Raw genomic sequence first — 22,800 nt, forward strand, 5'->3', positions numbered from 1 at the left:
GAAGCCAGACTTTTGGACGCCCCGCCGTGTCCGGTCAACCCCTCGACGATCGGTCGCGGTCAACGCCGAGAATTGGTGAAATTTCCGAATTTCGCGTTATTTTTCCGCAACGGGACGCCTATTTCCTAGCCAACCGCCCGCGAATGCGGCGCAATCTGCCAAAATTCCGAATTTTGCCGCAATTATTGATGGCGACACTTGACCATGGTGACATTTGCGACTGTGATAGGGCACTCGCGCCGGGAGGGTGTCGAGACACTGGGGGCGGCAGGTTTTTTCCGCCGGAACTCCCCACAAGAAAATATAAGACAACGGAAAAGGTTGGGAAAAAATGAAGAACAAGCTCCTGTCCGCCGCTCTCGGCGCAGCAGTTTTGGCACTTGGCGCCTCAGCGGCCTCGGCCACCACTCTCGGAGACGTCAAAGCGAAGGGTTTCGTACAATGCGGCGTCAATACCGGCCTTACTGGCTTTGCCGCGCCTGACGCTTCCGGCAATTGGGCCGGCTTCGACGTCGACTTCTGCAAGGCCGTCGCTTCGGCTGTGTTCGGCGACCCCACCAAGGTCAAGTATACGCCGACAAACGCGAAGGAACGCTTCACCGCCCTGCAGTCCGGTGAAATCGACGTCCTCTCGCGCAACACGACCTGGACGATCAATCGCGACACCGCGCTCGGCTTCAACTTCCGTCCTGTCACCTATTACGACGGCCAGGGCTTCATGGTGCGCAAGAGCCTGAACGTGAAGTCGGCTCTCGAACTCTCCGGCGCCGCCATCTGCGTGCAGTCGGGCACGACCACGGAACTAAACCTCGCCGATTACTTCAAGACGAACAATCTGCAGTACAATCCGGTCGTCTTCGAAAATCTTCCTGAGGTCAACGCTGCCTACGACGCCGGTCGTTGCGACGTCTACACGACCGACCAATCCGGTCTCTATTCGTTGCGTCTGACGCTGAAGAACCCCGACGAACACGTCATCCTTCCTGAGATTATCTCCAAGGAACCGCTTGGCCCGGCTGTCCGTCAGGGTGATGATCAGTGGTTCGATATCGTTTCCTGGACGGCTTATGCGCTGATCAATGCCGAAGAGTTCGGCATCACCCAGGCAAATGTCGACGAGATGAAGAATTCGCCGAATCCGGATATCAAGCGCTTCCTCGGCAGCGAGACCGACACCAAGATTGGCACCGATCTCGGCCTGACCAATGATTGGGCCGCCAACGTCATCAAGGGCGTCGGCAACTATGGCGAAATCTTCGAGCGCAACATCGGCCAGGGTAGCCCACTCAAAATCGCCCGCGGCTTGAATGCTCTCTGGAACAAGGGCGGCATCCAGTACGCACCGCCGGTTCGTTAGTCGAACTTTGGCATGAAATGCCGGGAAGGCGGCCAGCCGCCTTCCCACTTCCAAAAAGTTAAAAAGAAAGCCCGAAAACGGGCACAAGGGGATTGGCGCGGCATGACGCATGGGGCTGTGGATAGGACACCTTTGCATGACACCGGCTGGAGTTTCCGGTCGGCAATATACGACCCGAAATACCGGAGCATATTTTTCCAGGCTTTGACAATTGTTGCCCTCGTGGCGTTTGTGTGGTGGGTGGCCCACAACACGGCCGTAAACCTTGCCCGCAGCAATACGGCATCGGGTTTCGGCTTTCTTCGCGGTCGCGCCGGTTTCGAAATCGGCCAGTCGCTGATCGGCTATTCAAGCGACTCGACTTATGCACGCGCACTTTTCGTCGGTATTCTGAATACTTTGCTGGTGGCGGTGACGGGTATCGTCACGGCGACCAGCATCGGTTTCATTATCGGGATCGGCCGGCTGTCGCGGAACTGGCTGATTGCCAAGCTCTGCACGGTCTATGTCGAAATCTTCCGCAACATTCCGCCGCTGCTCGTCATCTTCTTCTGGTATCTCGGCGTTCTCTCCGTCCTGCCGCAGCCGCGCGAATCGGTGGGGCTGCCGTTCAGTATGTACCTCAATAACAGAGGACTAGCCTTCCCGAAGCCGATCTTCGAGACAGGCATGATCGCGGTCGGCATTGCTCTGGTGATTGCGATTGTCGCCACCATCATCATGGCTCGCTGGGCCCACAAACGCCAGGCCGCAACCGGCCGACCGTTCCATACGGTATGGGCGTCGATCGCCCTGATTGTCGGCTTACCTTTGCTGGTCTTCGTTGTCTCGGGCTTTCCGCTCACCTTCGATGTTCCCATCGCCGGGAAGTTCAATCTCACGGGCGGCTCGGTCGTCGGCCCAGAATTCATATCGCTGTTTCTCGCTCTGTCCTTCTATACAGCCTCCTTCATCGCCGAGATCGTTCGCGGCGGCATTCGTGGCGTTCCAAAGGGGCAATCCGAGGCAGCCGGCGCGCTGGGGCTGCATCCATCGAGCGTGACGAGACTTGTCGTGGTGCCGCAGGCGCTGCGCATCATCATCCCGCCGCTGACGAGCCAGTACCTGAACCTGACCAAGAACTCCTCGCTCGCCATCGCCATCGGTTTCTCCGATCTCGTTGCCGTCGGTGGCACGATCCTCAATCAGAGCGGTCAAGCGATCGAGATCGTGTGCATCTGGGGTATCGTCTATCTCAGCTTGAGCATTCTGACGTCACTGTTCATGAATTGGTTCAATGCCAAGATGGCACTGGTGGAGAGATAAGATGTCGGTCGCCGATAAACCCTTCGTCAGAACGTCCATCCTTGCCGCCGAACCACCCCCGCCCGGGGAAAGGGGAGCCGTTGCCTGGATACGCCGCAATCTCGTCGCAACCCCGAAAGACGTGATCCTGACCATCCTGGCTCTTGCGCTGATCGCATGGGCCGTACCGCATCTCGTCAACTGGCTGTTCATCCAGGCCGTATGGTCCGGGCCGGACCGCACATTCTGCGCGACGACGATCCAGGGCGGCATCCAGCCCGAGGGCTGGAGTGGCGCATGTTGGGCCTTCGTCAGTGCCAAGTACGATCAGTTTATTTTCGGCCGCTATCCGCTCGACGAGCGCTGGAGGCCGGCAATCGTCGGAATCCTCTTCATTCTGCTTCTGGTTCCGATGCTGATTCCGTCGGCGCCGCGCAAGGGCGTGAACGCCATTCTTCTGTTCGCCGTCCTGCCGATCATCGCCTTCTGGCTTCTTCACGGCGGCTTGGGTCTCGAAGTGGTGGAGACACCGCTCTGGGGCGGGTTGATGGTGACGCTCGTCCTGTCCTTTGTCGGCATTGCCGTTTCCTTGCCCTGCGGCATTCTGCTTGCACTGGGACGCCGCTCGAAGATGCCGGTCATCCGCATGCTCTGCGTTACCTTCATCGAGGTCATTCGAGGCGTTCCGCTGATCACCGTTCTGTTCATGGCAAGCGTTATGCTGCCGCTTTTCCTTCCCACCGGCTGGAACGTGGACAAACTGCTTCGGGCACTGATCGGCGTGTCGATCTTCACGTCGGCCTATATGGCTGAAGTGATCCGTGGCGGTCTTCAGGCGATACCGAAGGGACAGTTCGAAGGCGCCGATTCACTTGGCCTCGGCTATTGGCAAAAGACCCGGCTGATCATCATGCCGCAGGCCATCAAGCTGGTTATCCCGAGCATCGTCAACACCTTCATCGGAACCTTCAAGGACACGTCGCTGGTTACCATTATCGGCATGTTCGATCTGCTCGGTATCGTCAAACAGAACTTCTCCGATGCCAACTGGGCAAGCGCCGTCACTCCGATCACGGGCCTGATTTTCGCGGGCTTCATCTTCTGGCTGTTCTGCTTCGGCATGTCGCGCTATTCAGGGTTCATGGAACGCCATCTCGATACCGGCCACAAACGATAAGAACGCTAAAACGATAAAAATGAGGGAAAACAATCATGGCTGAAGCTCCAGCGAAAAAGCTCACCGTTTCCGCAACGGAAGTGGCGATCGATATCGTCAATATGAACAAGTGGTACGGCGATTTCCACGTGCTGCGCGATATCAACCTGAAGGTCATGCGCGGCGAGCGCATCGTCATCGCCGGCCCGTCGGGTTCCGGCAAATCGACGATGATCCGGTGCATCAACCGCCTGGAAGAACATCAGAAGGGCCAGATCATCGTCGACGGCACCGAGCTCACCAATGACCTGAAGAAGATCGACGAGGTCAGGCGCGAAGTCGGCATGGTGTTCCAGCACTTCAACCTCTTCCCGCACCTGACGATCCTGGAGAACTGCACGCTGGCGCCGATCTGGGTGCGCAAGATGCCGAAGAAGCAGGCGGAAGAGATCGCCATGCACTTCCTCAAGCGCGTCAAGATCCCCGAGCAGGCCAACAAATATCCGGGGCAGCTTTCCGGCGGCCAGCAGCAGCGCGTGGCGATCGCCCGCTCGCTGTGCATGAACCCGAAGATCATGCTGTTCGACGAGCCGACCTCGGCGCTTGATCCTGAGATGATCAAGGAAGTGCTCGACACCATGGTGGGTCTTGCCGAGGAAGGCATGACCATGCTCTGCGTCACCCACGAAATGGGCTTTGCCCGCCAGGTCGCCAACCGCGTCATCTTCATGGACCAGGGCCAGATCGTCGAGCAGAATTCGCCGGCCGAGTTCTTCGACAATCCGCAGCACGAACGCACCAAGCTGTTCCTCAGCCAGATCCTGCATTAAGCTTGGGAACTGACCCCAGTTGAAAAGACCCGCCGTGCCTTCCGGTTCGGCGGGTCTTTCACGTTCAGCGCGAGGCTGAGGCCTGCAGCAGGCTGCAGAGAGCGGCCAGACCGGAATCGGAGGCGCCTGAGGCCGAACCATCCGGGGAGGAGATATCAGCGCAACGGACAAGCATCTTGCGCTGCTCGTTGACCGGCCTCGACCGGAAGTCGTCCAGGATGCGGGCTTGCGATGCGCTGAGGCTACCTCCGGCTGCGGATTTGCTGCTGCCGCCTGCCCCGCCGATGGCGAGATCGGCATCGACGCCGCTGCCGCGTCTGACCGAGGCCGTGGAGTCGGTATCCAGCCCATCGGAGCCGCCGATGCGTGCATTGAGATCCGCATTGGCGCCGCGCCCGCCGCCGATCCCGGCATTGCTTTTCGCGTCGAGACCATTGCCGCCGCGCGCTCCGGCATTGAGATCGGCATCAACGCCCTGCCCGCCGCGGGCATTGGCGGTCGCATTGGCATTGATGCCGCGCGAACCGCCAACGGAGGCATTAGCATCGGCGCTGACGCCACTGCCGCCGCCAAGCGATGCCCTGACATCGGCGCTGGCGACATTGCCTGCATTCACCGATACGCCGACGTCGATAGCGTGTGCATCGCTTGCCGGCATGGCAAGCAGGGTGCAGGCGGATGCAAGCACCGCCAGGGATAGTCCATTGTGATTATGGTTCATGTTTTCCTCCGTTTCCATTCGCCGGGCGAGCTGCCGGGCAATCGAAAATCGAGGAACGCGCGTGCCTTCGATCGTCTGGATCGCCTGCAACCTGCAGGACATCCATGGCAAGGCAACGTGAAGGGATGACGAATGTTTCACAACACGGCGGGGCAAGTCGGCTCAGTGGCGTGCAAAGATCTTTCACGGTTATTGAAATACGAATTGCCAACCCGACTGCGCCGAAAACGAACATGTCTTGCAGCGGCTGGAGCGCCGGCCGAGTATTTCCCTCCCGGCCGCATCAGCAATCTTCAGCGCCGGCAAGCAAAGCTCAGTTCGCGGTGCGATTGGCGGTAACTGATCCATCCGCAGCCTTTTGCATGTCGTCCGCACCTTGCCGGAGAACTGGATCCTCATTGATTGAGACCGCGAAAAAGAACTCCCTTCCGTCTGGATATATCAGGCGGGAAGTCCATGTTTCAGCATGTTCTCATCTAATGGAACTGGAGGTTCAAGAATGGGCATTTTCGACAAGATCAAACATGCAATCTTCGGAGAAGCGAAAGCAGCCGAACCCGTTGCATCTGGCGCGCCGAAGACGCAGCCCGCCCAGGCTCCCGTCTCGCCATCGGCAGCACCGAGTGCCGCACCTGCCGCCTCCCCCGCTCAGAGCAAGCCGGCCGCGGCCCCGGCCGCAGCAAATGTCGATATCGTCCCGATCCTCGACGCGGCTGTGAAAACGAGCGGCCAGAAACTCGATTGGCGCCACTCGATCGTGGATTTGATGAAAGCGGTCGGGATGGATGCGAGCATGGCCGAGCGCAAGGAACTTGCCACTGAACTCGGCTATACCGGCGACACCGGTGATTCCGCCAAAATGAATATGTGGCTGCACAAGGCGCTGATGAAACGGCTTTCGGAAAATGGCGGCAAAGTACCGGCCGATCTGCTGGATTGATCGAAGAGCGCCCGGCGCTTCGCGATAGAGCTCATCTGTCACGGAGCGTCGGCCATCCAGGGCCTGCGCCGCTCGGACCGCACCCCGGCCATCAGCCCAGGCCACGAGGCCCCTTGCCGGCAGGCACTGGAACCAATAACGTTTCGCCTGATTACTTCGATAATCGATCAGGGGAGAAAGAAATCCAATGAGATTGATTGCAGTCGTTGGCGTTGCGCTTAGCTTGGGCTGTATTTCGGCCGCGGAATCTCCTTCAAACTATCAATCCTATAGCGGCACCCGGGTCGATACCGACCCGGTCCTCCTGGCTCGATACGACAAAGCGCTCCGATGGTGCGTGCCGGAGGCAGGCTCCTTGCGACGCGGCTCGCCGGATCCGCAAAGCCTGCATTACAACACGTCTCTCAGAAGCTGCCTCTACAGATACGGCTTCGTCGACCGAGGCGTCTACGCCTACCCGATCCCCGAAGTCTACTTCCAGCATTTCCTCGACCGCTGAGAAGAGCTGAAGCTCGCGACAGCGGGACACGCGGTCGTAACAACCGTTCCGGAATTCCGGCCGGAGCGGCTGTGATTCATTCATAATTTGAGCAAAATCCCTTCTACCTGCCGGCGAAATCCTTGCGATTTCGCGCTGGGGTCTTTTGCGCGTCGCACGAATCGAAATAAACATCTGACGCTGATCATTGGGTAATAAAGGGAATAGAATAATAATGCGCGCTCGTACTATAACAGTAATGATTGCCATGGGATTGCTCACTGCCTGCGTGCCGACGCGCCAGGACTACGATACTTACGTCACATTGCTGCAGGGCAGCTCAAGAGCGCGAAATGAAGCAATTAAAGATTGCGCGAACGGCTTCGACGCAAACGCCCGTCGCATCTTTGGCCTTCTGACCGACGCCTCGGACAAAAACGCTCCGCGAGTTGCATGCAGTCGATTTGTGAATGCGGTGATTTCCGGTCGCGCCACCTATGACGATATCGTCGACATCAAACGCCACCGTCCCTCACCGAAGCTGATCAAAATTCTTCAGGGTCGCTAGACGGGATCGACACACCCGAATTCGCTTAGGGGTAGCGACGAACCGATCTTGGTGTACCGGTAATGCGATTAGCGTTTGCCTCATCGCTTTGCGGCAACTTCCGGACGTTCGACGCTACTGCTCGCTGTCGGCATAGAGAGCACGGGGCTAAGGCATGACAGATTGGTATTATGTGTTCGAGGAGGAACGAAGGGGTCCTGTTGGCGCAGACGAACTTCAAGAACGCATCAAGAACGGGCAGATCAAAAAGGAAACCTACCTTTGGCATGAGGGAATGGATGCATGGCAACCCGCCATCGAACATCCAGAGTTTGCGTCCGCCTTCGTTATGCCACCGCCTTTTCCTGTTAGCCAACCTGCAAAGCGGCCACCGCCCGCATTCGAGCCGCGGGCGGGAGGAGAAGGCATGGTCATCTCGTCTCGACCATGGCCTCGTTTCTGGGCGAGGTTCATCGACAATCTTTTATTTGTGCCGCTGTTGGCGTTCGCTATCGGGCTCCTGTCGGCCCTGTATGCGCCCGACATCTACTTACAGATTGCTACGATAAACAGCAGCCTATTCGGTCTCCTTCTGTTACCGTTCGTCGCTCTATTCCTCGCCCTATGCATGGTCGCAACGGGTTCTACGCCCGGCAAGGCTATCGTCGGTGTGCGCGTCCCCGCTCCCTCTGGCCGTAACCGCATCGGCTTCTTCCTCGGTAGAGAGTTCAAGGTGTGGGCCGCCGGTCTGGGTCTTGGCATACCCTTTGTCGCCCTCTTCACGCAAATCGGCCAATATCGTCGCCTCGCGGAAGGTAAGGCGGCAAGCTACGACGAAGGCAATCCTGCGGTCGTCGCCAATCCGTCGAAGGTGCGGCTTGGAGCAGCGATCGTGGTCGTTATGGGCCTGTTCGCGGGCAACATCGTCCTGCGAGTCGAAGATCAACAGGCTTCCCGTAACCTCGCTGCCACCCAGACGTGGGTCAACCCGGTGACGAAGAAGCCAGCAACCATCGGAAAGACCTGGAGGGTGGAGGAAATGACGACCGACAGCGGTCGCACTTTCTACTTCGCTTCTAACGAACTACTCGCCGAGGCCCTGCTCGGCTACCAGCGGCTTTCGTCAGAGGGAATGGAACCCGTCGTCTATGCGGATGCGATAAAGAAGGCCGTTGCCTCGGACGTTCATATCAACACTGAATGGAAGCCACTGACTGTTCAGGGGATACCCGCTCTGCGAGCCACAGGGAAGTCTGTAAAAATCAGTGACGCCAGCGTCGAGGTGACCATTGTCGTCACCGGCCGTGATGCATGGAGGACACTCGTGTTCGCAAGGGGTAACTCGCCTGCCCAGTCGGCCGAGAAGGACAAGTTGGTGCAAGCAATATTCGGGACGGCGGATTGAATTTATGAAACGCCGTGTCGCAGAGCACTTTCATAAAACACCTGCGCTCTCGCGTCGCGAAATTGCTCAGACGATAGTGGCGATGCAATTGTTAGATGGCGCCCCAACGACAACCTGCTTAGAAGGCAGGGCTCTATTCAGCGGAACTGAGGGGCCGTCCGGCGGTCGCGTTTACGCAGCGCCACCGGATGCGGCAGTCCTGGACGATAAATCTCAATGCGTGGGGCTGCGTGCGGGTTTAGTGGAAATTAGCAAGATAGGCGACGACCTGGCGGACCGGATCCTTCGGGCGATGACCCTTTATTCGATGCCCTTGCACTGGGCGTAGGCTTTAGCCAGCTCCTGTGTTTCGAAGGTGAGCTTCACCTCCCTGCGCGTACCGCCGAAGGAGGTGTTGCGGCCACAGCAAATGCCCGATGATCTCGGCGGGAAAGCGGTGGTACTTTGGAATGCTGCGCAACGGATTCGGTCGAATCACCTGCCCCTAGCATCTCTATCAGTGCCAATTATTAGGGCGATTCTGCCCAAAAATGCTAAAATCAGAAAAAAATGTCGATTCCGCCTTTGGCAAGAAGAATCCAGCGGCGCCGTCAGGTTTTTCTAATGTTTTCAATGGATGCATTTCGCTATAGTTGCAGAAAGAATAATTCGCGAAATGCGGGACATTAATACTGCCCCAATTTGGGCGACTCGAAATTCTACAAATATTTCAAAACGTAACATCGAAGTGATTGGGATATTGTGGCAGCAATATGGCTATGATTCTCAAGTACTTACCGTGGCGTTGCTGTTGCGCCCTCCAAAATGTCGCCCTATAACCCCCCGCCGTAAGACATGATTAACCTAAAATATTAACGGGCAGGGGTTGAGGAACAAGACAATGACAACATACTACGTAGCGACGACTGGCAGCAGCAGCGGTAACGGCAGTGCCTCCTCGCCTTTCCGCACGATCGGTGACGCGATGGCGTCGAACCTTAAGCCCGGCGACGAGGTCGTGGTGAAAGCGGGGACCTACAACGAGGCCATCAACATCGACAAGGACGGCTCGGCGGCAGGCGACATCACGCTGCGCTCGGAAGTGCCAGGTGCGGCACTGATCCGGCCGCCTGCAGGCTCGTATACGGGGATCAGCGTCAACGCCAACTACGTGACCATCGACGGTTTCGACATCAAGGGCGGCAACGGTGACGGCATCGAAGCGAACAACGTCCATCACGTCTCCATTCTCAACAACAAGGTCCACGACAGCGGCGAGTCCGGCATTCAGTTCAACTATTCCGACTTCGTCAAGGTCATAGGCAACGAGACCTACAACAACGCCTCGACGGGCTGGTACTCTGGCATCTCGCTCTACGAGAACAGGAACATCACCGGCGACACCTCGACGACCGGCTACCGGAATATCGTGCAGAACAACATCTCGCACGACAACATCACCAAGACCGGTGCGCACACCGACGGCAACGGCATCATCATCGACGATTTTCAGAGCACGCAGACGGATGGTCATCCGAACTATACGTTCAAGACCCTGGTCGACAACAACCTGGTCTATGAGAACGGCGGCAAAGGCATCCAAGTTGCCTGGAGCGACTCCGTTACGGTGCAGAACAACACCGCATACCACAACAATCAGGACCCGCTCAACGACGGCACCTGGCGCGGCGAACTCAGCAACGCTCAGTCGAGCAACAACACCTGGGTCAACAACATCGCCGTCGCGGACCCATCGGTGAACAAGAACAACACCGCGGTTGATAACACGTCCTACGGCGGCTATACCAACGCCAACGTCGTCTGGGCCAACAACAACACCTACAACGGCACGGCCGGCCAGGCCTCTGTCAGGACCGACGGCGGCAACGCTATGCCGAGCACGGCGAACGGCAACAAGCTCGGCGTCGACCCGCATTTCGCGGGAGCAGCGAGCGACAACTTCCACCTCGCCTCGGGCTCGGCAGCGATCGACGGCGGAACCGCCAAGTACGGCGTCAGCTCGGTCGATCTGGACGACCACGCTCGCGTCGTGGGAACTGTCGATATGGGTGCCTACGAATCGGGCTCCACCTCGACGCCGACAACGCCAACCACGCCGACAACACCGACAACGCCGACAACGCCGACGCAACCGACAACGCCGACTCAACCGACAACGCCGACAACGCCGACGAAGGAATTCATCGGCACCAACGGTAACGACATCCTGCCACACACCGGCCAGTCCAACGGCGGCAACGAAACCTTCAAGGGTCTCGGCGGTAGTGACGTGTTGAAGGGCGGCGCCGGCGCGGACGTGCTCGACGGCGGTACTGGCAACGACACGGCCAGCTATGAGGGCTCCGGCGCGGTCAACGTCAACCTGGCGACTAAGGCGGCATCGGGCGGCCAGGCCGCCGGTGACAAGATCGTCGGCATCGAAAACTTGACCGGCTCAAGCTACAACGACGTGCTGACCGGCGGCAACGGCGGCGGCAACGTTCTCAATGGCGGGGCGGGCGCGGACAAGCTGGACGGCGGCGCCGGCAATGATGTCCTCATTGGTGGCGCCGGAAAGGACATCATGACCGGTGGCATCGGTGAGGATACGTTTATCTTGAAGGCACCGACGGAAACCGGGTCCGGCTTGAACCGCGACGGCATCACCGACTTCCAGCACGGCGTGGATAAGATCGACATCTCGGCGATCGATGCGAATGGCTCTGCGGCGGGCAATGGTACCTTCCATTTCCAGGCACAGGAGAATGCCTTGTTCGATCACAAGGCTGGCGCGCTCGCTTGGCACTATGACGACCACGCCGGATCTGCGAGCGATGTTACCGTTATCCAGGCCGACATTAACGGCGACGGCATTCATGACTTCGAGGTTCAGCTGAAGGGCCTCGTCCACCTGGGGGCAGGTGATTTTCTCCTGTAACGATAGCGTTGTGGCGGTCGTCCGATCGCCACAACAATCGTGCTGACAATCCGAGCGCCGGTCAGGCGTTCGGACACCAAGGTCTCCGTTCATCGTCGGACGGAAGGTTGACGGTGATCAACGTGGCACTCATGCATATAACAAAGCCAAAGAGCGTCGCATCAATCAAGTTTGATGCGACGCTCTTTGGCAGTCTGTCATCCGTTTCCAGAAGCAGTTGGCCGGACGCACGCCCGACAATGCGGGCCATGATGCAGCCGTCAAAGATGCAAGATATCAGGATATTGAATGGTCGGAGTGGAGAGATTCGAACTCCCGACCCTCTGGTCCCAAACCAGATGCGCTACCAGACTGCGCTACACTCCGTGCCGTGCGCGGGGAAATACACGGTTCACCTCGCCGTCGCAACCCATAAATCCAGCTCCGCTCGAAGAATCCCGCCTGATATGTCGATGGCAACAGAAAAATCTGGATGGCGCACCTCTGCGCCGCCGGACGCACTGGACGTCGCGAGAGAACCGCCTCAGCCGCCTTCGAGCAGGCCGATATATTGGGCGTAGCTGATGGCAACGTAGAAGAAAGCCGTGATGCCGGCCCCGATCACAATGGCATTGAACTCCGCCGAACGTCTCATCATGCGTGCAAATCCATTGATATTGACTGCGCCGTAAATAGTCCCGAGGGCTGGTTGCGGCAATCAGCTTGTGATCACAACATGAGACGGTCGGTAATATTGCGCAACCGTTCTGCTTGTTTGCGCAGCATCGCCTTATCATCGCGATGGACCAGCAGCGCCTCATACACCGCCTTTTTTCTTGAAAAGCCGAGGAATCGCGGATAAGCAAAATTCATCTCTTCGCGCTATCTCTAGCGATGAAGAAAGAGCCCCGGCAATGGGCTCAGACCATCACAGGCGGGCGCTGCCCGCATAGTCGGAGACGCGCAGTCATGTCTGCCAAGATCTATCGTCCAGCCAAGACCGCCATGCAGTCCGGCAAGGCCAAGACTCATCTCTGGGTGCTTGAATTCGATCAGGAGTCGCCGCGCAAGATCGATCCGATGATGGGGTACACCTCCTCCGGCGATATGCGCCAGCAGGTGAAACTCACCTTCGAAACGCAGGAACTGGCCGAAGCCTATGCCCAGCGCAACGGCATCGAATACAGGGTCATCGCCCCGAAGGATCCGGTCCGCCAGGTTGTCGCCTATCCGGATAATTTCCGCTATACCCGCACACAGCCCTGGACGCATTGAGATTTCTCGTCCAGAACTGCCGCATCCGGTCGCGAGCCATAAACGCGACCGCCGGACGGCCCCTTAGCTCAGCTGGATAGAGCACCTGCCTTCTAAGCAGGTTGTCGCAGGTTCGATTCCTGCAGGGGTCGCCACAAATTCAATGGTCCGTTCTGGACACATAGGTTACGGTTTATTCCTAAGACATAGGTAACACTTTCGCGCCGAAAGGGTTCGGCAGCGGTTCGAGCCTGCATGTCTCGTCATCGAAGTATCCCAGGTCGTAATCCATGAAGCTTGCGAGCCAGATATGGTCTTCGACCTGTTTGATGCCGACGGCCTGGCCGGCAAAGACCAGGCTGAGATTGATCTTCTTTCGCTTATAGCAGATGCGGCCGCGCGCCCCAGCTCGGCTTCTCCTGCTTGGCACGCACAATCAGCTTCTCGATTTGGAAAGGAAGCTGATTGGCGTGCCGGTAAGGACGTCGCGAGCGATCCGTCAGTCCTTCCAGTCCGCAGGCATTATAGCGGCTGATGATCTTGTGGCCGGTCTTGCGGGAGATGCCGAACTCGCGGCACAGCGCCGCTATCTTCTCGCCATCCAGAACCCGCGCAACGAATTTGAGACGCTCGTCCATGAGATTACACTCCTGCCAAGGCACCTTTGCTCTCCTCGCAAAGGCCAAAAGTGTAACCCATGTCTCCGGTATGAAGTGTCACCCTTCTCTCGGGAAGGACAAATGACTTGAAGCCGCCCGGTCCCGTCACTTCGACTTCTTCGTCGTCGTGGCGCTGACGATTCTGTCGCCCGATTTGATCCCGAGTTTGCTGACGATGCCAGCATTGAGTTCGACGACGTATTTCACCTTGCCCATCGAATCGATGATATCGCGGGAATAAGGCACTGCCTTTTCCTTGATGTGGCGGATTGTGCCGGTCTCATCGGCAAAAAGCATGTCGAGCGGCAGGATGGTGTTTTCCATCCACATGGTGACGCGCCGCGGTTCGTCGAAATCGAAGATCATGCCGGCATCATCGGCCATCGCCTTGCGAAACATCAGCCCGTAGGCGCGCTGATCGGGGGTCGAGGCGATCTCGACGGTAAAATGCAGCACCTTGCCCGCGGCAGTCTGGATGAGCAGCGGCTCCTTGTCGAAACGGACCTGCTCCTGGCCGAAAGCCGGCAGGGCGACCATGAAAAAAAGCGCCAGGATGGCGCTTTTGATCGCATAAAGAAAAACGAGGTCACGCATATCAATGCGACCGGCTGGCCGGGCTCGGAATGTCGGGATGGATTTCCGCGGCCATCAGGCCCTTTTCGCCGTCGCCGAAGCGCACGAGCACCACCTGGCCCGGGCGCAACTCCGTCAGGCCGAAGCGGCGCAGGGTTTCCATGTGCACGAAGATGTCTTCCGTGCCCTCGCCGCGCGTCAGGAAGCCGAAGCCCTTGGTGCGGTTGAACCACTTGACGAGCGCACGCTCGAGACCGCTCGTCGCGGTGACCTGCACATGCGTGCGCACCGGCGGCAGCTGCGAGGGATGAACCGCAGTCGACTGGTCCATCGACAGGATCTTGAAGGCCTGGTAGCCGCGCTCGCGGCGCTGGATGAGGGCGACGATGCGCGTTCCCTCGAGAATCGTCTGGTAACCGTCGCGGCGCAGGCAGGTCACGTGCAGGAGAACATCCTGCATGCCGTTGTCGGGCACGATGAAGCCGAAACCCTTGGCGACGTCGAACCACTTGACGACGCCGGTGATTTCAACAAGATCGACCGCCTCTGCCGATAGCTCGTCAAGATCGGAGTATTCGTTCGATGAAATCCTGTCAGCCATTTGTCGCCAGCCCCTCGAATACGCGTCACACTGTTACGGTTAACTGATTCTTGAAATCAAGATTAACATCTTGGTAACGGATAAGCGCAAGTCCTAGTTTTCGGTTATTCCCAACTGCACATTTTATATCGATGACTTGCCCGAGGCTGACCTCAGCTCGCCGAAAAAGCCAGACCCAATAAAGGAGTAGATAGAATGCGTTATCTCCACACAATGGTTCGCGTCAAAGACCTGGATGCTTCACTCGCCTTTTACACCACGCTGTTCGGGCTGGAGGAGATCCGCCGTCACGAAAACGAAAAGGGCCGATTCACCCTGGTTTTCCTGGCTGCTCGCGACGATCTCGACCGTGCGCGCAGCGAAAAGGCTCCCTGCCTCGAGCTAACCTATAACTGGGACACGGAAGATTATAGCGGAGGACGCAATTTCGGCCACCTCGCCTATGAGGTCGACGACATTTACGCAACCTGCCAGAATCTGATGGACAACGGCATCATCATCAACCGGCCGCCGCGCGACGGCAACATGGCTTTCGTGCGCTCGCCCGACGGCATCTCGATTGAAATCCTGCAGAAGGGCAGCCCGCTTGCCGCCGCCGAACCCTGGGCCTCCATGGGCAATACCGGCGCCTGGTAAGGCTTTTCGCCGCAAGGCTTTTGCGAGGCTTGCGGCTTTTGCGATTTCGGGTCCGGCCGGCGCCTTGACGCTTGCCGCGACCCGGCCCCGCAGGCAATCTCCTGACGACTCGAAGCGGAAGATGGCGGTTTTCGGCCATTTTCCGCATCAACTGGAGACTGTCGCTTGCGTAACATTGAGATGCGGATGTCCCTGGCGGGCACTTTGCTGATCGCCACTTCGGTGCTGGCGCTGTCCGGCTGCGCCTCGGACCAGAAGGCGCTCGATTCCGCCGCAGCGGTTCCGGCGCCGCAAGCAGCCGTACCTGCGCTTGCCGCAGCAGCGCAGGCAAGCTCTGCCCCACGCTCGGTCTACACCGATCCCCGGCTCGTCAATGTCTCCGGCGCTCAAGCCATGCCCCAGGCCGTGGCAGCAGATCCGAATGCCCCTGTCCCGCCGGCCGATCCGGCGGCGGCAGCACCGGCCAATATCGGCGGGCTCGTGCTGCAGTCGACCCGGATCAACGCGCAGGCGATGAGCATCTTTTCCGATCATCAGCCGGCGCCGCAGAACAACAGCACGTCGACGGTCATTCAGCCGCAGGCCTATGCGCCGGTTGGAGGTGCAGCACCCGCAAGAAGCAGCGTCTACAGTCAGCAACCCGGATCAGAGCAGCCGGCGGTGCCTGTGCTGCCGCAGCAATCCTCGCAGAATGGCAGCACGCAGATTGCGCCGGTGCAAACGGCGTCGCTGGCGACGGACGGCCATCCCGCTCCGACGATGAATGCGCTCTACAGCGCACCGAAGCAGAACCTGCTCGGCACCCTCTCCGGCCTTTTGCAGAAAGCCTCCCTGCCCGGCATGACACGCGTCGCGCCGAACGGGCTGCATGTCCAGAACGACAAGGTCGAGGTCGGCTGTTTCAAGCCCGAGCTTCTGAACGTGATCAAGACTGTGGAAAGCCATTTCGGCAGGCCTGTTATCGTCACCTCAGGCTATCGCGACGAAGAGCATAACCGCCTGGTCGGCGGCGCCGACGAATCGATGCACAAAAGCTGCGAAGCGGCCGATATCCAGATCGACGGCGTGACGAAATGGGATATTGCCGCCTATATCCGCTCGCTGCCGAACCGCGGCGGCGTCGGCACCTATTGCCACACGGAGTCGGTCCATCTCGATACCGGCAAAAGCCGCGACTGGAACTGGGGCTGCGGCGGCAAACGTGCGCCCATGGCGACCGCAAGAGCGATCTGACGGCCGCGCGATCTGCGCATCACGTAAAGGGCAGCGCCGTCTCGTCCTGTTCAAGAAATAACCGGCAGCCTATTGATTCAGCTTCAATAATCGGCGTCTGCAACGCAGCAGGATTTCTTGTCATTTTTTTGAAAGAAAACCGCATTTCCTGCTTGCGGGATTCAAAATGCCTGACTATAAGGGCGCCACCACGAAGGAAGCGCCCTTCGTCTATCGGTTAGGACACCAGATTTTCATTCTGGGAAGAGGGGTTCGACTCCCCTAGGGCGTGCCACTTTCTCTCCATATAGAAGCTTTCGCATCCGCTTGCAGAAGCTGGCGCGCGCGCCTATTTTAGCGAACGGTTTGCGCCCTTCGTCTATCGGTTAGGACGACAGATTCTCATTCTGTAAAGAGGGGTTCGACTCCCCTAGGGCGTACCACTATTCCTCTCGTCTAAATCGGACGCAATTTTGCGAAATTTGACAGGAGGTCGGAATTTTTGAAAAAGCCCAATCAGGTTTTAAGAGCGGCTCAAGAAGCGTTTAAACCGTGCTCAACGGCCGATAAAATATCCTGGCGCAGATGCTTCTTGCAGCCGCTCGGTCGTCGGGGTGGTGAGCACGGGGGCACACGAAGGGCTCTTTATAGATCCTCGCGGATAGAAAAGACGTAGTTATAAGGCGTTCCGGCAGAGCCCTTCTGGATGTCGTCGATCGACAGGGAACGAAATTTTCGATCTTTCAGGCAATATACAAAATATCCAAACGGCTTAAGATAGTCTATCAAACTGGCGACAGCGTTGGGTCGATGTCGGTCTTCCGCTTCGATGAGCAGGTTTGGGCGATACCGGTTCAATATAGCCTCTGCGCCTTCGAGTACTTTTAGTTCGTGCCCTTCAACGTCGATCTTAATGAAGCCTACAGTGCCGAACTGATAGCTGTCCAAACGACGGGTTGGAACGGAAATTTCTGCGACATTTTGCGTCGAAAGCGTATTCTGGTCCTCAATCGTGGCGCAGCCATCCATGAACTGATCACGGGGAATCCGCATCGTTGCAACGCCATCGCTGTCGGAAAGTGCGACCTGCTCGACCCGAACCGACGAACCAAGCGCAGCCTTCAGAAAAGCTACCATGTTAGGCTGAGGTTCGAAGGCGACGACATCGCGCGCATACTTGGTCAAGAACCAAGAATAGATACCGTAGTTCGCACCTATATCGATTGCAGTCTGGTTCCGACGGCATAATCTGTCGAGGATCCGAAGCTCGGGCTCACCACGGCGCCATTCTCGTGAAGCGCGCGTCCATAGCCTGAACCGAGGTGGCGCAATATTAGCGATATGAAGCATGTAGGCTCCCGGTAACTCGGACGCATGCGCTATCCGCTCATCGAGCGGCATGCTCCTTCTTTTCCATCCTCCGTGAATTGGCAACCAGTGGCTAGATCATCGATAGTTGGTGCCTTGCGCGGCCATTTCACCAAGCCTAGTTCTTTAGGTGAAGTCGACATAGCCGTGGATCCCTTCAACCTTGCCAGTTGATTGGGGGCGGTGGGATTGGCTATCTGGCATCTTGGAGTGGCAGTCCCGGTAATGACCGCCGATCGACGAGGTCTGGCCGAGGCGTCCGGACGACGCGCAGGCCGAAGTGATCGTGGCTCCCTCGGATGTGCGTTAGAGCGGAACCCGTGCTGCGGGAACCCGTGACCCGGCATTACGGTGCCGGCCTCCGGCACCAAGGCGCCGGACACCCGACCCGAGGGCCTGTAGCTCAATGGTTAGAGCCGGCGCGCCTCATAACCGCTTGGTTGGGGTTCGAGTCCCCTAGGGCGTACCAATCGCTCGCACGATGCTGCCCAACCCAACCCGCAGGCTCGGTCTTTCTCCGCTTCGGCGTATCCGGCGTCGCGGTGGTTAATCACGACAGCAAAAGAATGCCGAAAACGATCATTTTTTCGCGCCTTGGCGCTTGCGGCTTTTGAAGGTGCTGACTATAAGGGCGCCACCACGAAGGAAGCGCCCTTCGTCTATCGGTTAGGACACCAGATTTTCATTCTGGGAAGAGGGGTTCGACTCCCCTAGGGCGTGCCACTTCCTCTCTCCCAATTTGTCATCATGAGCGTTTTTGCGCGGCAATTTTATTTTGCCGGCGCAGCATCGCAGACACGCAGTTGGATGCGGCGGGCGCCCTGATAATGATCGGCACCGAGCGAACCCGCGACATGCAGGCTGGCGCCGCGGGAATTGATGAGAAGGTTGCCGAGAGCCGTATCGGCGGCGCGGAAGGCGATGCCGTCGAGCCGCGATCCATCCATTGCCTCCATCGTCACTTTCACATGTTTTTCACCGACCAGGCGTGCATCGCGCACACGATGCGCCGGCACGGCAAAGAGCGGCTGGGCGTGGCCGGAGCCATAGGGGCCGGCAGCCTCCAGGCGGTCAATCAGTTCGAGCGTGGCGCCGCTGGCGCCGATCGCACCGTCGATCTTCAGCGTCTCATTCGCAACAAGACTCGCCACCGTTCTTGCCGACTTCTCGGTGAAGAAGGTCCTCAGCCTGCCGAGATCGGCGCGCTCGACCGTCAGCCCCGCAGCCATGGCGTGACCGCCGCCTTTGACCAGCAGCCCTTCGTCGACAGCCGCCCGCACCATCCTGCCCATGTCGAAGCCGTTGATGGAGCGGCCGGAGCCAGTGCCGCGGCCGGAGGGATCGAAGGCGATCGCGAAGGCCGGCCGTTTGAACTTTTCCTTCAGCCGCGCGGCGATCAGCCCGACAATGCCGGGATGCCATTTTTCATGGGCGGTGACGATGACGGAGGCGCCCTCGCCGTCGCCATATTCGGCCAGCGCTTCGGCTTCCGCCTCCTGCAGCATGATCGCCTCCATCGCCTGGCGCTCGCGGTTGAGCTCGTCCAGGCGCTGGGCGATCATTTCGGCCTCGCCGGCGTCATCAAGCGTCAGCAGGCGGCTTCCGAGTGCGGCGTCGCCGATCCGCCCGCCGGCATTGATGCGCGGCCCGATCAGGAAGCCGAAATGATAGGGTGTCACAGGGCCGGCGAGCCCTGCCTTGCGGAAGAGGGCTGCAAGGCCGGCATTGCTCTGGTGGCGGGCCGCGACCAGACCCTTGACCACATAGGCGCGGTTGAGGCCCTTCAGCGGCACGACATCGCAGACGGTCGCAAGCGCGACGATATCCAGCCATTGCAACAGATCGAGCGCCAGGATGCCCTTGTTGCCGGCCGCGCGCAGCAGCCTCAGCGTCGCCACCAGCACCATGAAGACGACACCGGCGGCGCAAAGATGCCCCTGCCCCGAGAGATCGTCCTCCCGGTTCGGGTTGACCAGCGCATGGCAGGGCGGCAGCTCATGTGTCACCTGGTGGTGATCGATGACGACGACATCGATATTGCGGGCGGCGGCGGCCGCCAGCGCCTCGTGGCTGGTGGAGCCACAATCGACGGTGACGATCAGCCGGGCGCCATTGTCGATCAGTTGATTGATCGCCGCCGGATTGGGACCGTAGCCTTCGAAGACGCGGTCGGGAATATAGATGTTCGCCTTGACGCCGAAATGGCTGAGGAAGCGGAACATCAGCGCCGAGGAGGCCGCACCGTCGACATCGTAGTCGCCGAAGATCGCGACGTTCTCGCCGCGCTCGATGGCGCTCACCAGGCGGGTGGCGGCCTTTTCGCAATCCGTCAAAACATGCGGATCGGGCATCAGGCCGCGGATCGTCGGATCGAGGAATTCGATCGCCTCGTCCACCGTCACGCCGCGCCCGGCCAGCACGCGGGCGATCAGATCCGGCATGCCGTGGATTTGCGACATGGCCAGCGCCCGGTTCTGCCCGGCCTGATCGAGCCGCGCCACCCAGCGATTGTCGAGCGCGGATTTCTCCACACCGAGAAACGCGCGCTGTACCGGATCGACGAGATCTGCCATGTCTTACTCCGCTGACTTCATCTGTTCTTTCTACAGAAGCAGCGGAGATAACATAGCGTTGGATTTGCAGACACGGATTTTTACCAGAATACCGCCCAGATGATCATGGCAACGCCGGCAAGCTGGACCAGCAGGAAAGAAAACAGCGTCAGCAGAATGGCCCAGTTGCGGCCTTCCGTGTGTTCATCGCCGTCATCCTCATCAGGGGCCTGCTGACGAGTGTCACGGTAGGCCGGCTTGAAAATCTCCCCAAGCATATCGGGGCGGTCCGGCGGCGCGTCGCTCGGGCGGCCATACCCCTTGCCGGCGTGGCTGTCCTTGCTCATGAAATTCTCCACGCCCACGACTCACCATCTATGGTTTTATTTATATCAATATTTCGGTATTTGTTAATATAGACTTCCGTAAGGGGAGCCCGGACGAGCAACAAAAAAACCGCTCCGTCTTCTTGAACTGGCAGTTCAAGAAGACGGGGCGGCTCAGATTGCCCGGACGAGAAAAGGCTTAAGCTTCTTCTTTCGGCCGCTCGATGCGGATGACCTGCGGTTCGCCGAAGAGATACCCTTCCGACTTGATCGAGGCGACGGCCCTGCGCACCGACTCTTCCATCGTCGCGTGGGTGACGAGAATGATCGTCTGGTGGTGCGACGGCGCCAGATGCTGCTTGGAGCGCTGGACGATCGATTCCAGCGAGATGTTGTTTTCGGCCATGCGGGTGGCAACGCTGGCAAAGACGCCGGTGCGGTCGAGGACGGTGAGACGGATGAAATAACCGCCCTCGTGGCTCTGCATCTGCGCCTTGCGATAGGGCTCCAGCGCCTTTGCGGGATGGCCGAGCACCGGCACGCGCTGAGCGCCCGGCTGGCTTTTGGCGATATCGGCGATATCGCCGAGCACCGACGAGGCCGTGGCATTGCCGCCGGCGCCGGGGCCGACCATCAGCAGTTCGCCAAGCACGTCGGATTCGATCGCCACTGCATTGGTGACGCCGTCGACCTGGGCGATCACCGAATCGACTGGCACCATGGTCGGATGCACGCGCTGCTCGATGCCGGTATCGGTGCGCTGGGCAACGCCGAGCAGCTTGATGCGGTAGCCGAGTTCGGCCGCGGCATGGATATCCTCAATCGAAATGTTGGTGATGCCTTCGAGATAGATGTCGTCAGCGGCGATGCGATTGCCGAAGGCGAGCGTCGTCAGGATGGAAAGTTTGTGGGCGGTATCATTGCCCTCGATATCGAAGGCGGGATCGGCCTCGGCGTAACCCAGCCGCTGCGCTTCCTTCAGGCATTCGGCGAAGGACAGCCCCTCCTTCTCCATCTTGGTCAGGATGTAATTGCAGGTGCCGTTCATGATGCCGTAGATGCGCGAGACGGCATTGCCAGTCAGCGATTCGCGCAGCGCTTTGATGACGGGGATGCCGCCGGCGACCGCCGCCTCGAAGTTTAACAGCGCGCCCTTCTCCTCGGCGATCGTCGCAAGCTCGACGCCGTGATAGGCAAGCAGCGCCTTGTTGGCTGTCACCACATGGAGACCACGCTGAAGTGCGGCGCGTACGGAGGTGTTGGCGGCCCCTTCGGCGCCGCCCATCAACTCGACGAAGACGTCGATATCGCCCTTTTCGGCAAGATCTTCCGGCCGGTCGAACCAGGTCACTGTGGAAAGATCGACGCCGCGGTCTCTCGTCTTGTCACGCGCGGAGACCGCGGTGATCGTGATCGGACGCCCGCAGGTGACGGCAAGCTCGTTGCTCTTCTGCTGAATGATGCGGACTAGCGAGGCGCCAACGGTGCCCAAGCCCGCAATGCCGATTTTGAGGGCATCTGCCATGGATCGATCCTGAATGTCTGTGTGGCGGCAGCCGCGGGGCGCGGCTGCCTTAAGAGTTGGATTAACGGTGCGCGTTCAGCGAAATGACGTTGTGCATCGTTTCGTCTGCCGTCGACATGAACTTCTTGATGTTGCGCGCAGCCTGGCGGATGCGGTGTTCGTTCTCGACGAGCGCCAGACGGACGTAGTCGTCGCCCATTTCGCCGAAGCCGATACCCGGGGCAACGGCGACGTCGGCCTTCTCGACCAGCAGCTTGGAAAATTCAAGCGAACCGAGGTGACGGAACTTTTCGGGGATCTTCGCCCAGGCGAACATGGTGGCAGCCGGCGGCGGCACGTCGAAGCCGGCCTTCCCGAAGCTTTCGACCATGACGTCGCGGCGACGCTTGTAGACGTTGCGAACCTCCGCAATGTCGGAACCGTCGCCGTTCAGCGCATGGGTCGCGGCCACCTGGATCGGCGTGAAGGCGCCGTAGTCGA

Annotated in this window: 22 protein-coding genes, 5 tRNA genes and 1 pseudogene; 16 read left to right on the forward strand and 12 right to left on the reverse strand. The window is 59.0% G+C overall.

Features of this window, described 5'->3' with window-relative positions:
- Positions 1 to 331 precede the first annotated feature (331 nt).
- From ATY75_RS19990 to ATY75_RS20005, 4 genes are all read left to right on the forward strand, one after another.
- Positions 332 to 1,357 carry an amino acid ABC transporter substrate-binding protein gene (locus tag ATY75_RS19990; RefSeq protein ID WP_064838330.1) on the forward strand — a complete coding sequence of 342 codons (1,026 nt, stop codon included), beginning with the start codon at positions 332 to 334 and terminating at the stop codon, positions 1,355 to 1,357.
- 102 nt (positions 1,358 to 1,459) lie between these two features.
- A complete protein-coding gene (locus ATY75_RS19995) occupies positions 1,460 to 2,662 on the forward strand; it encodes an amino acid ABC transporter permease (RefSeq protein WP_088938879.1) in 1,203 nt (400 codons plus the stop codon).
- 1 nt (position 2,663) lies between these two features.
- Complete coding sequence (locus tag ATY75_RS20000) at positions 2,664 to 3,818, forward strand: amino acid ABC transporter permease (RefSeq protein WP_088938880.1); 1,155 nt, start codon at positions 2,664 to 2,666, stop codon at positions 3,816 to 3,818.
- A 35-nt stretch (positions 3,819 to 3,853) separates the two neighbouring features.
- Entirely contained in the window at positions 3,854 to 4,627 is a 774-nt protein-coding gene (locus ATY75_RS20005) for an amino acid ABC transporter ATP-binding protein (protein ID WP_064838327.1), read from the forward strand.
- 64 nt (positions 4,628 to 4,691) lie between these two features.
- On the opposite strand, the gene ATY75_RS20010 is transcribed toward ATY75_RS20005, so the two are convergent.
- Positions 4,692 to 5,348 (reverse strand): hypothetical protein, encoded by a 657-nt coding sequence (locus ATY75_RS20010; RefSeq protein ID WP_088938893.1) that lies wholly within the window; start codon positions 5,346 to 5,348, stop codon positions 4,692 to 4,694.
- 499 nt (positions 5,349 to 5,847) lie between these two features.
- On the opposite strand from ATY75_RS20010, the gene ATY75_RS20015 reads away from it, so the two are divergent.
- From ATY75_RS20015 to ATY75_RS20030, 4 genes are all read left to right on the forward strand, one after another.
- Positions 5,848 to 6,288, forward strand: coding sequence for a DUF3597 domain-containing protein (locus ATY75_RS20015; protein ID WP_088938881.1), 441 nt, complete (start codon positions 5,848 to 5,850; stop codon positions 6,286 to 6,288).
- Positions 6,289 to 6,475: 187 nt separating this feature from the next.
- Positions 6,476 to 6,787 (forward strand): hypothetical protein, encoded by a 312-nt coding sequence (locus tag ATY75_RS20020; protein ID WP_088938882.1) that lies wholly within the window; start codon positions 6,476 to 6,478, stop codon positions 6,785 to 6,787.
- Positions 6,788 to 7,001: 214 nt separating this feature from the next.
- Complete coding sequence (locus ATY75_RS20025; protein ID WP_088938883.1) at positions 7,002 to 7,334, forward strand: hypothetical protein; 333 nt, start codon at positions 7,002 to 7,004, stop codon at positions 7,332 to 7,334.
- A 154-nt stretch (positions 7,335 to 7,488) separates the two neighbouring features.
- Positions 7,489 to 8,718 carry an RDD family protein gene (locus tag ATY75_RS20030; RefSeq protein WP_088938884.1) on the forward strand — a complete coding sequence of 410 codons (1,230 nt, stop codon included), beginning with the start codon at positions 7,489 to 7,491 and terminating at the stop codon, positions 8,716 to 8,718.
- A gap of 238 nt (positions 8,719 to 8,956) precedes the next feature.
- Here ATY75_RS20030 and ATY75_RS35120 read toward each other — a convergent pair.
- A pseudogene (locus tag ATY75_RS35120) lies at positions 8,957 to 9,111 on the reverse strand (NADH-ubiquinone oxidoreductase); the annotation flags it as partial.
- Between the two features lie 487 nt (positions 9,112 to 9,598).
- Between ATY75_RS35120 and ATY75_RS20040 the strand changes: the two are divergent.
- The gene (locus tag ATY75_RS20040) at positions 9,599 to 11,635 is read left to right on the forward strand and encodes a choice-of-anchor Q domain-containing protein (RefSeq protein WP_088938885.1); all 2,037 of its coding nucleotides are present in this window, start codon (positions 9,599 to 9,601) and stop codon (positions 11,633 to 11,635) included.
- A gap of 289 nt (positions 11,636 to 11,924) precedes the next feature.
- Here the strand turns inward: ATY75_RS20040 and ATY75_RS20045 are convergent.
- Together ATY75_RS20045 and ATY75_RS34670 are read right to left on the reverse strand one after the other, a co-directional pair.
- A tRNA-Pro gene (locus ATY75_RS20045) sits at positions 11,925 to 12,001 on the reverse strand.
- Positions 12,002 to 12,343: 342 nt separating this feature from the next.
- Positions 12,344 to 12,487, reverse strand: a complete 144-nt coding sequence (locus ATY75_RS34670) for a hypothetical protein (protein WP_190241392.1) — start codon at positions 12,485 to 12,487, stop codon at positions 12,344 to 12,346.
- Between the two features lie 96 nt (positions 12,488 to 12,583).
- On the opposite strand from ATY75_RS34670, the gene ATY75_RS20050 reads away from it, so the two are divergent.
- Positions 12,584 to 12,889 (forward strand): ETC complex I subunit, encoded by a 306-nt coding sequence (locus ATY75_RS20050; protein ID WP_064838320.1) that lies wholly within the window; start codon positions 12,584 to 12,586, stop codon positions 12,887 to 12,889.
- A 57-nt stretch (positions 12,890 to 12,946) separates the two neighbouring features.
- Positions 12,947 to 13,023: transfer RNA gene (locus ATY75_RS20055), tRNA-Arg, on the forward strand.
- Positions 13,024 to 13,248: 225 nt separating this feature from the next.
- On the opposite strand, the gene ATY75_RS35125 is transcribed toward ATY75_RS20055, so the two are convergent.
- The 3 genes from ATY75_RS35125 to ATY75_RS20070 form a co-directional block, all read right to left on the reverse strand.
- A complete protein-coding gene (locus ATY75_RS35125) occupies positions 13,249 to 13,506 on the reverse strand; it encodes a helix-turn-helix domain-containing protein (RefSeq protein ID WP_348627415.1) in 258 nt (85 codons plus the stop codon).
- A gap of 126 nt (positions 13,507 to 13,632) precedes the next feature.
- Positions 13,633 to 14,121: a DUF192 domain-containing protein gene (locus ATY75_RS20065; RefSeq protein ID WP_088938886.1), complete on the reverse strand. Its 489-nt coding sequence runs from the start codon at positions 14,119 to 14,121 to the stop codon at positions 13,633 to 13,635.
- A gap of 1 nt (position 14,122) precedes the next feature.
- Positions 14,123 to 14,701, reverse strand: coding sequence for a cold-shock protein (locus tag ATY75_RS20070; protein WP_003573434.1), 579 nt, complete (start codon positions 14,699 to 14,701; stop codon positions 14,123 to 14,125).
- A 195-nt stretch (positions 14,702 to 14,896) separates the two neighbouring features.
- Between ATY75_RS20070 and gloA the strand changes: the two genes are divergently transcribed.
- From gloA to ATY75_RS20090, 4 genes are all read left to right on the forward strand, one after another.
- Complete coding sequence (gene gloA, locus ATY75_RS20075; RefSeq protein WP_088938887.1) at positions 14,897 to 15,337, forward strand: lactoylglutathione lyase; 441 nt, start codon at positions 14,897 to 14,899, stop codon at positions 15,335 to 15,337.
- A gap of 165 nt (positions 15,338 to 15,502) precedes the next feature.
- Positions 15,503 to 16,570 (forward strand): D-Ala-D-Ala carboxypeptidase family metallohydrolase, encoded by a 1,068-nt coding sequence (locus ATY75_RS20080; protein ID WP_088938888.1) that lies wholly within the window; start codon positions 15,503 to 15,505, stop codon positions 16,568 to 16,570.
- Between the two features lie 199 nt (positions 16,571 to 16,769).
- Positions 16,770 to 16,844: transfer RNA gene (locus ATY75_RS20085), tRNA-Glu, on the forward strand.
- Between the two features lie 73 nt (positions 16,845 to 16,917).
- A tRNA-Glu gene (locus ATY75_RS20090) sits at positions 16,918 to 16,992 on the forward strand.
- Positions 16,993 to 17,194: 202 nt separating this feature from the next.
- Here the strand turns inward: ATY75_RS20090 and ATY75_RS20095 are convergent.
- A complete protein-coding gene (locus tag ATY75_RS20095; RefSeq protein WP_245317605.1) occupies positions 17,195 to 17,950 on the reverse strand; it encodes an FkbM family methyltransferase in 756 nt (251 codons plus the stop codon).
- Positions 17,951 to 18,565: 615 nt separating this feature from the next.
- Between ATY75_RS20095 and ATY75_RS20100 the strand changes: the two genes are divergently transcribed.
- A tRNA-Glu gene (locus ATY75_RS20100) sits at positions 18,566 to 18,640 on the forward strand.
- Between the two features lie 47 nt (positions 18,641 to 18,687).
- Here the strand turns inward: ATY75_RS20100 and recJ are convergent.
- From recJ to ATY75_RS20120, 4 genes are all read right to left on the reverse strand, one after another.
- The gene (recJ, locus tag ATY75_RS20105; protein WP_088938889.1) at positions 18,688 to 20,490 is read right to left on the reverse strand and encodes a single-stranded-DNA-specific exonuclease RecJ; all 1,803 of its coding nucleotides are present in this window, start codon (positions 20,488 to 20,490) and stop codon (positions 18,688 to 18,690) included.
- An 80-nt stretch (positions 20,491 to 20,570) separates the two neighbouring features.
- A complete protein-coding gene (locus tag ATY75_RS20110; protein ID WP_088938890.1) occupies positions 20,571 to 20,816 on the reverse strand; it encodes a hypothetical protein in 246 nt (81 codons plus the stop codon).
- Between the two features lie 178 nt (positions 20,817 to 20,994).
- Complete coding sequence (locus tag ATY75_RS20115; protein ID WP_088938891.1) at positions 20,995 to 22,320, reverse strand: homoserine dehydrogenase; 1,326 nt, start codon at positions 22,318 to 22,320, stop codon at positions 20,995 to 20,997.
- A gap of 61 nt (positions 22,321 to 22,381) precedes the next feature.
- A partial coding sequence (locus ATY75_RS20120; protein WP_143535323.1) for an aminotransferase class I/II-fold pyridoxal phosphate-dependent enzyme occupies positions 22,382 to 22,800 on the reverse strand: 419 nt, incomplete at its 5' end.

It is taken from the genome of Rhizobium sp. N122, assembly GCF_002211295.1.
In the GTDB taxonomy this organism is placed as follows: Bacteria; Pseudomonadota; Alphaproteobacteria; order Rhizobiales; family Rhizobiaceae; genus Rhizobium.

What these genes read in the sequence shown, in the direction of transcription:
- ATY75_RS20065 (WP_088938886.1), bottom strand. Translation starts at nt 14,121, where the DNA reads ATGCGTGACCTCGTTTTTCTTTATGCGATCAAAAGCGCCATCCTGGCG.
- ATY75_RS19995 (WP_088938879.1), top strand. Translation starts at nt 1,460, where the DNA reads ATGACGCATGGGGCTGTGGATAGGACACCTTTGCATGACACCGGCTGG.
- ATY75_RS20030 (WP_088938884.1), top strand. Translation starts at nt 7,489, where the DNA reads ATGACAGATTGGTATTATGTGTTCGAGGAGGAACGAAGGGGTCCTGTT.
- ATY75_RS20110 (WP_088938890.1), bottom strand. Translation starts at nt 20,816, where the DNA reads ATGAGCAAGGACAGCCACGCCGGCAAGGGGTATGGCCGCCCGAGCGAC.
- ATY75_RS34670 (WP_190241392.1), bottom strand. Translation starts at nt 12,487, where the DNA reads ATGAATTTTGCTTATCCGCGATTCCTCGGCTTTTCAAGAAAAAAGGCG.
- ATY75_RS20050 (WP_064838320.1), top strand. Translation starts at nt 12,584, where the DNA reads ATGTCTGCCAAGATCTATCGTCCAGCCAAGACCGCCATGCAGTCCGGC.
- ATY75_RS20020 (WP_088938882.1), top strand. Translation starts at nt 6,476, where the DNA reads ATGAGATTGATTGCAGTCGTTGGCGTTGCGCTTAGCTTGGGCTGTATT.
- ATY75_RS20070 (WP_003573434.1), bottom strand. Translation starts at nt 14,701, where the DNA reads ATGGCTGACAGGATTTCATCGAACGAATACTCCGATCTTGACGAGCTA.
- gloA (WP_088938887.1), top strand. Translation starts at nt 14,897, where the DNA reads ATGCGTTATCTCCACACAATGGTTCGCGTCAAAGACCTGGATGCTTCA.
- ATY75_RS20115 (WP_088938891.1), bottom strand. Translation starts at nt 22,320, where the DNA reads ATGGCAGATGCCCTCAAAATCGGCATTGCGGGCTTGGGCACCGTTGGC.
- ATY75_RS20040 (WP_088938885.1), top strand. Translation starts at nt 9,599, where the DNA reads ATGACAACATACTACGTAGCGACGACTGGCAGCAGCAGCGGTAACGGC.
- ATY75_RS20025 (WP_088938883.1), top strand. Translation starts at nt 7,002, where the DNA reads ATGCGCGCTCGTACTATAACAGTAATGATTGCCATGGGATTGCTCACT.
- recJ (WP_088938889.1), bottom strand. Translation starts at nt 20,490, where the DNA reads ATGGCAGATCTCGTCGATCCGGTACAGCGCGCGTTTCTCGGTGTGGAG.
- ATY75_RS20005 (WP_064838327.1), top strand. Translation starts at nt 3,854, where the DNA reads ATGGCTGAAGCTCCAGCGAAAAAGCTCACCGTTTCCGCAACGGAAGTG.
- ATY75_RS35125 (WP_348627415.1), bottom strand. Translation starts at nt 13,506, where the DNA reads ATGGACGAGCGTCTCAAATTCGTTGCGCGGGTTCTGGATGGCGAGAAG.
- ATY75_RS20095 (WP_245317605.1), bottom strand. Translation starts at nt 17,950, where the DNA reads ATGCCGCTCGATGAGCGGATAGCGCATGCGTCCGAGTTACCGGGAGCC.
- ATY75_RS20010 (WP_088938893.1), bottom strand. Translation starts at nt 5,348, where the DNA reads ATGAACCATAATCACAATGGACTATCCCTGGCGGTGCTTGCATCCGCC.
- ATY75_RS19990 (WP_064838330.1), top strand. Translation starts at nt 332, where the DNA reads ATGAAGAACAAGCTCCTGTCCGCCGCTCTCGGCGCAGCAGTTTTGGCA.
- ATY75_RS20000 (WP_088938880.1), top strand. Translation starts at nt 2,664, where the DNA reads ATGTCGGTCGCCGATAAACCCTTCGTCAGAACGTCCATCCTTGCCGCC.
- ATY75_RS20015 (WP_088938881.1), top strand. Translation starts at nt 5,848, where the DNA reads ATGGGCATTTTCGACAAGATCAAACATGCAATCTTCGGAGAAGCGAAA.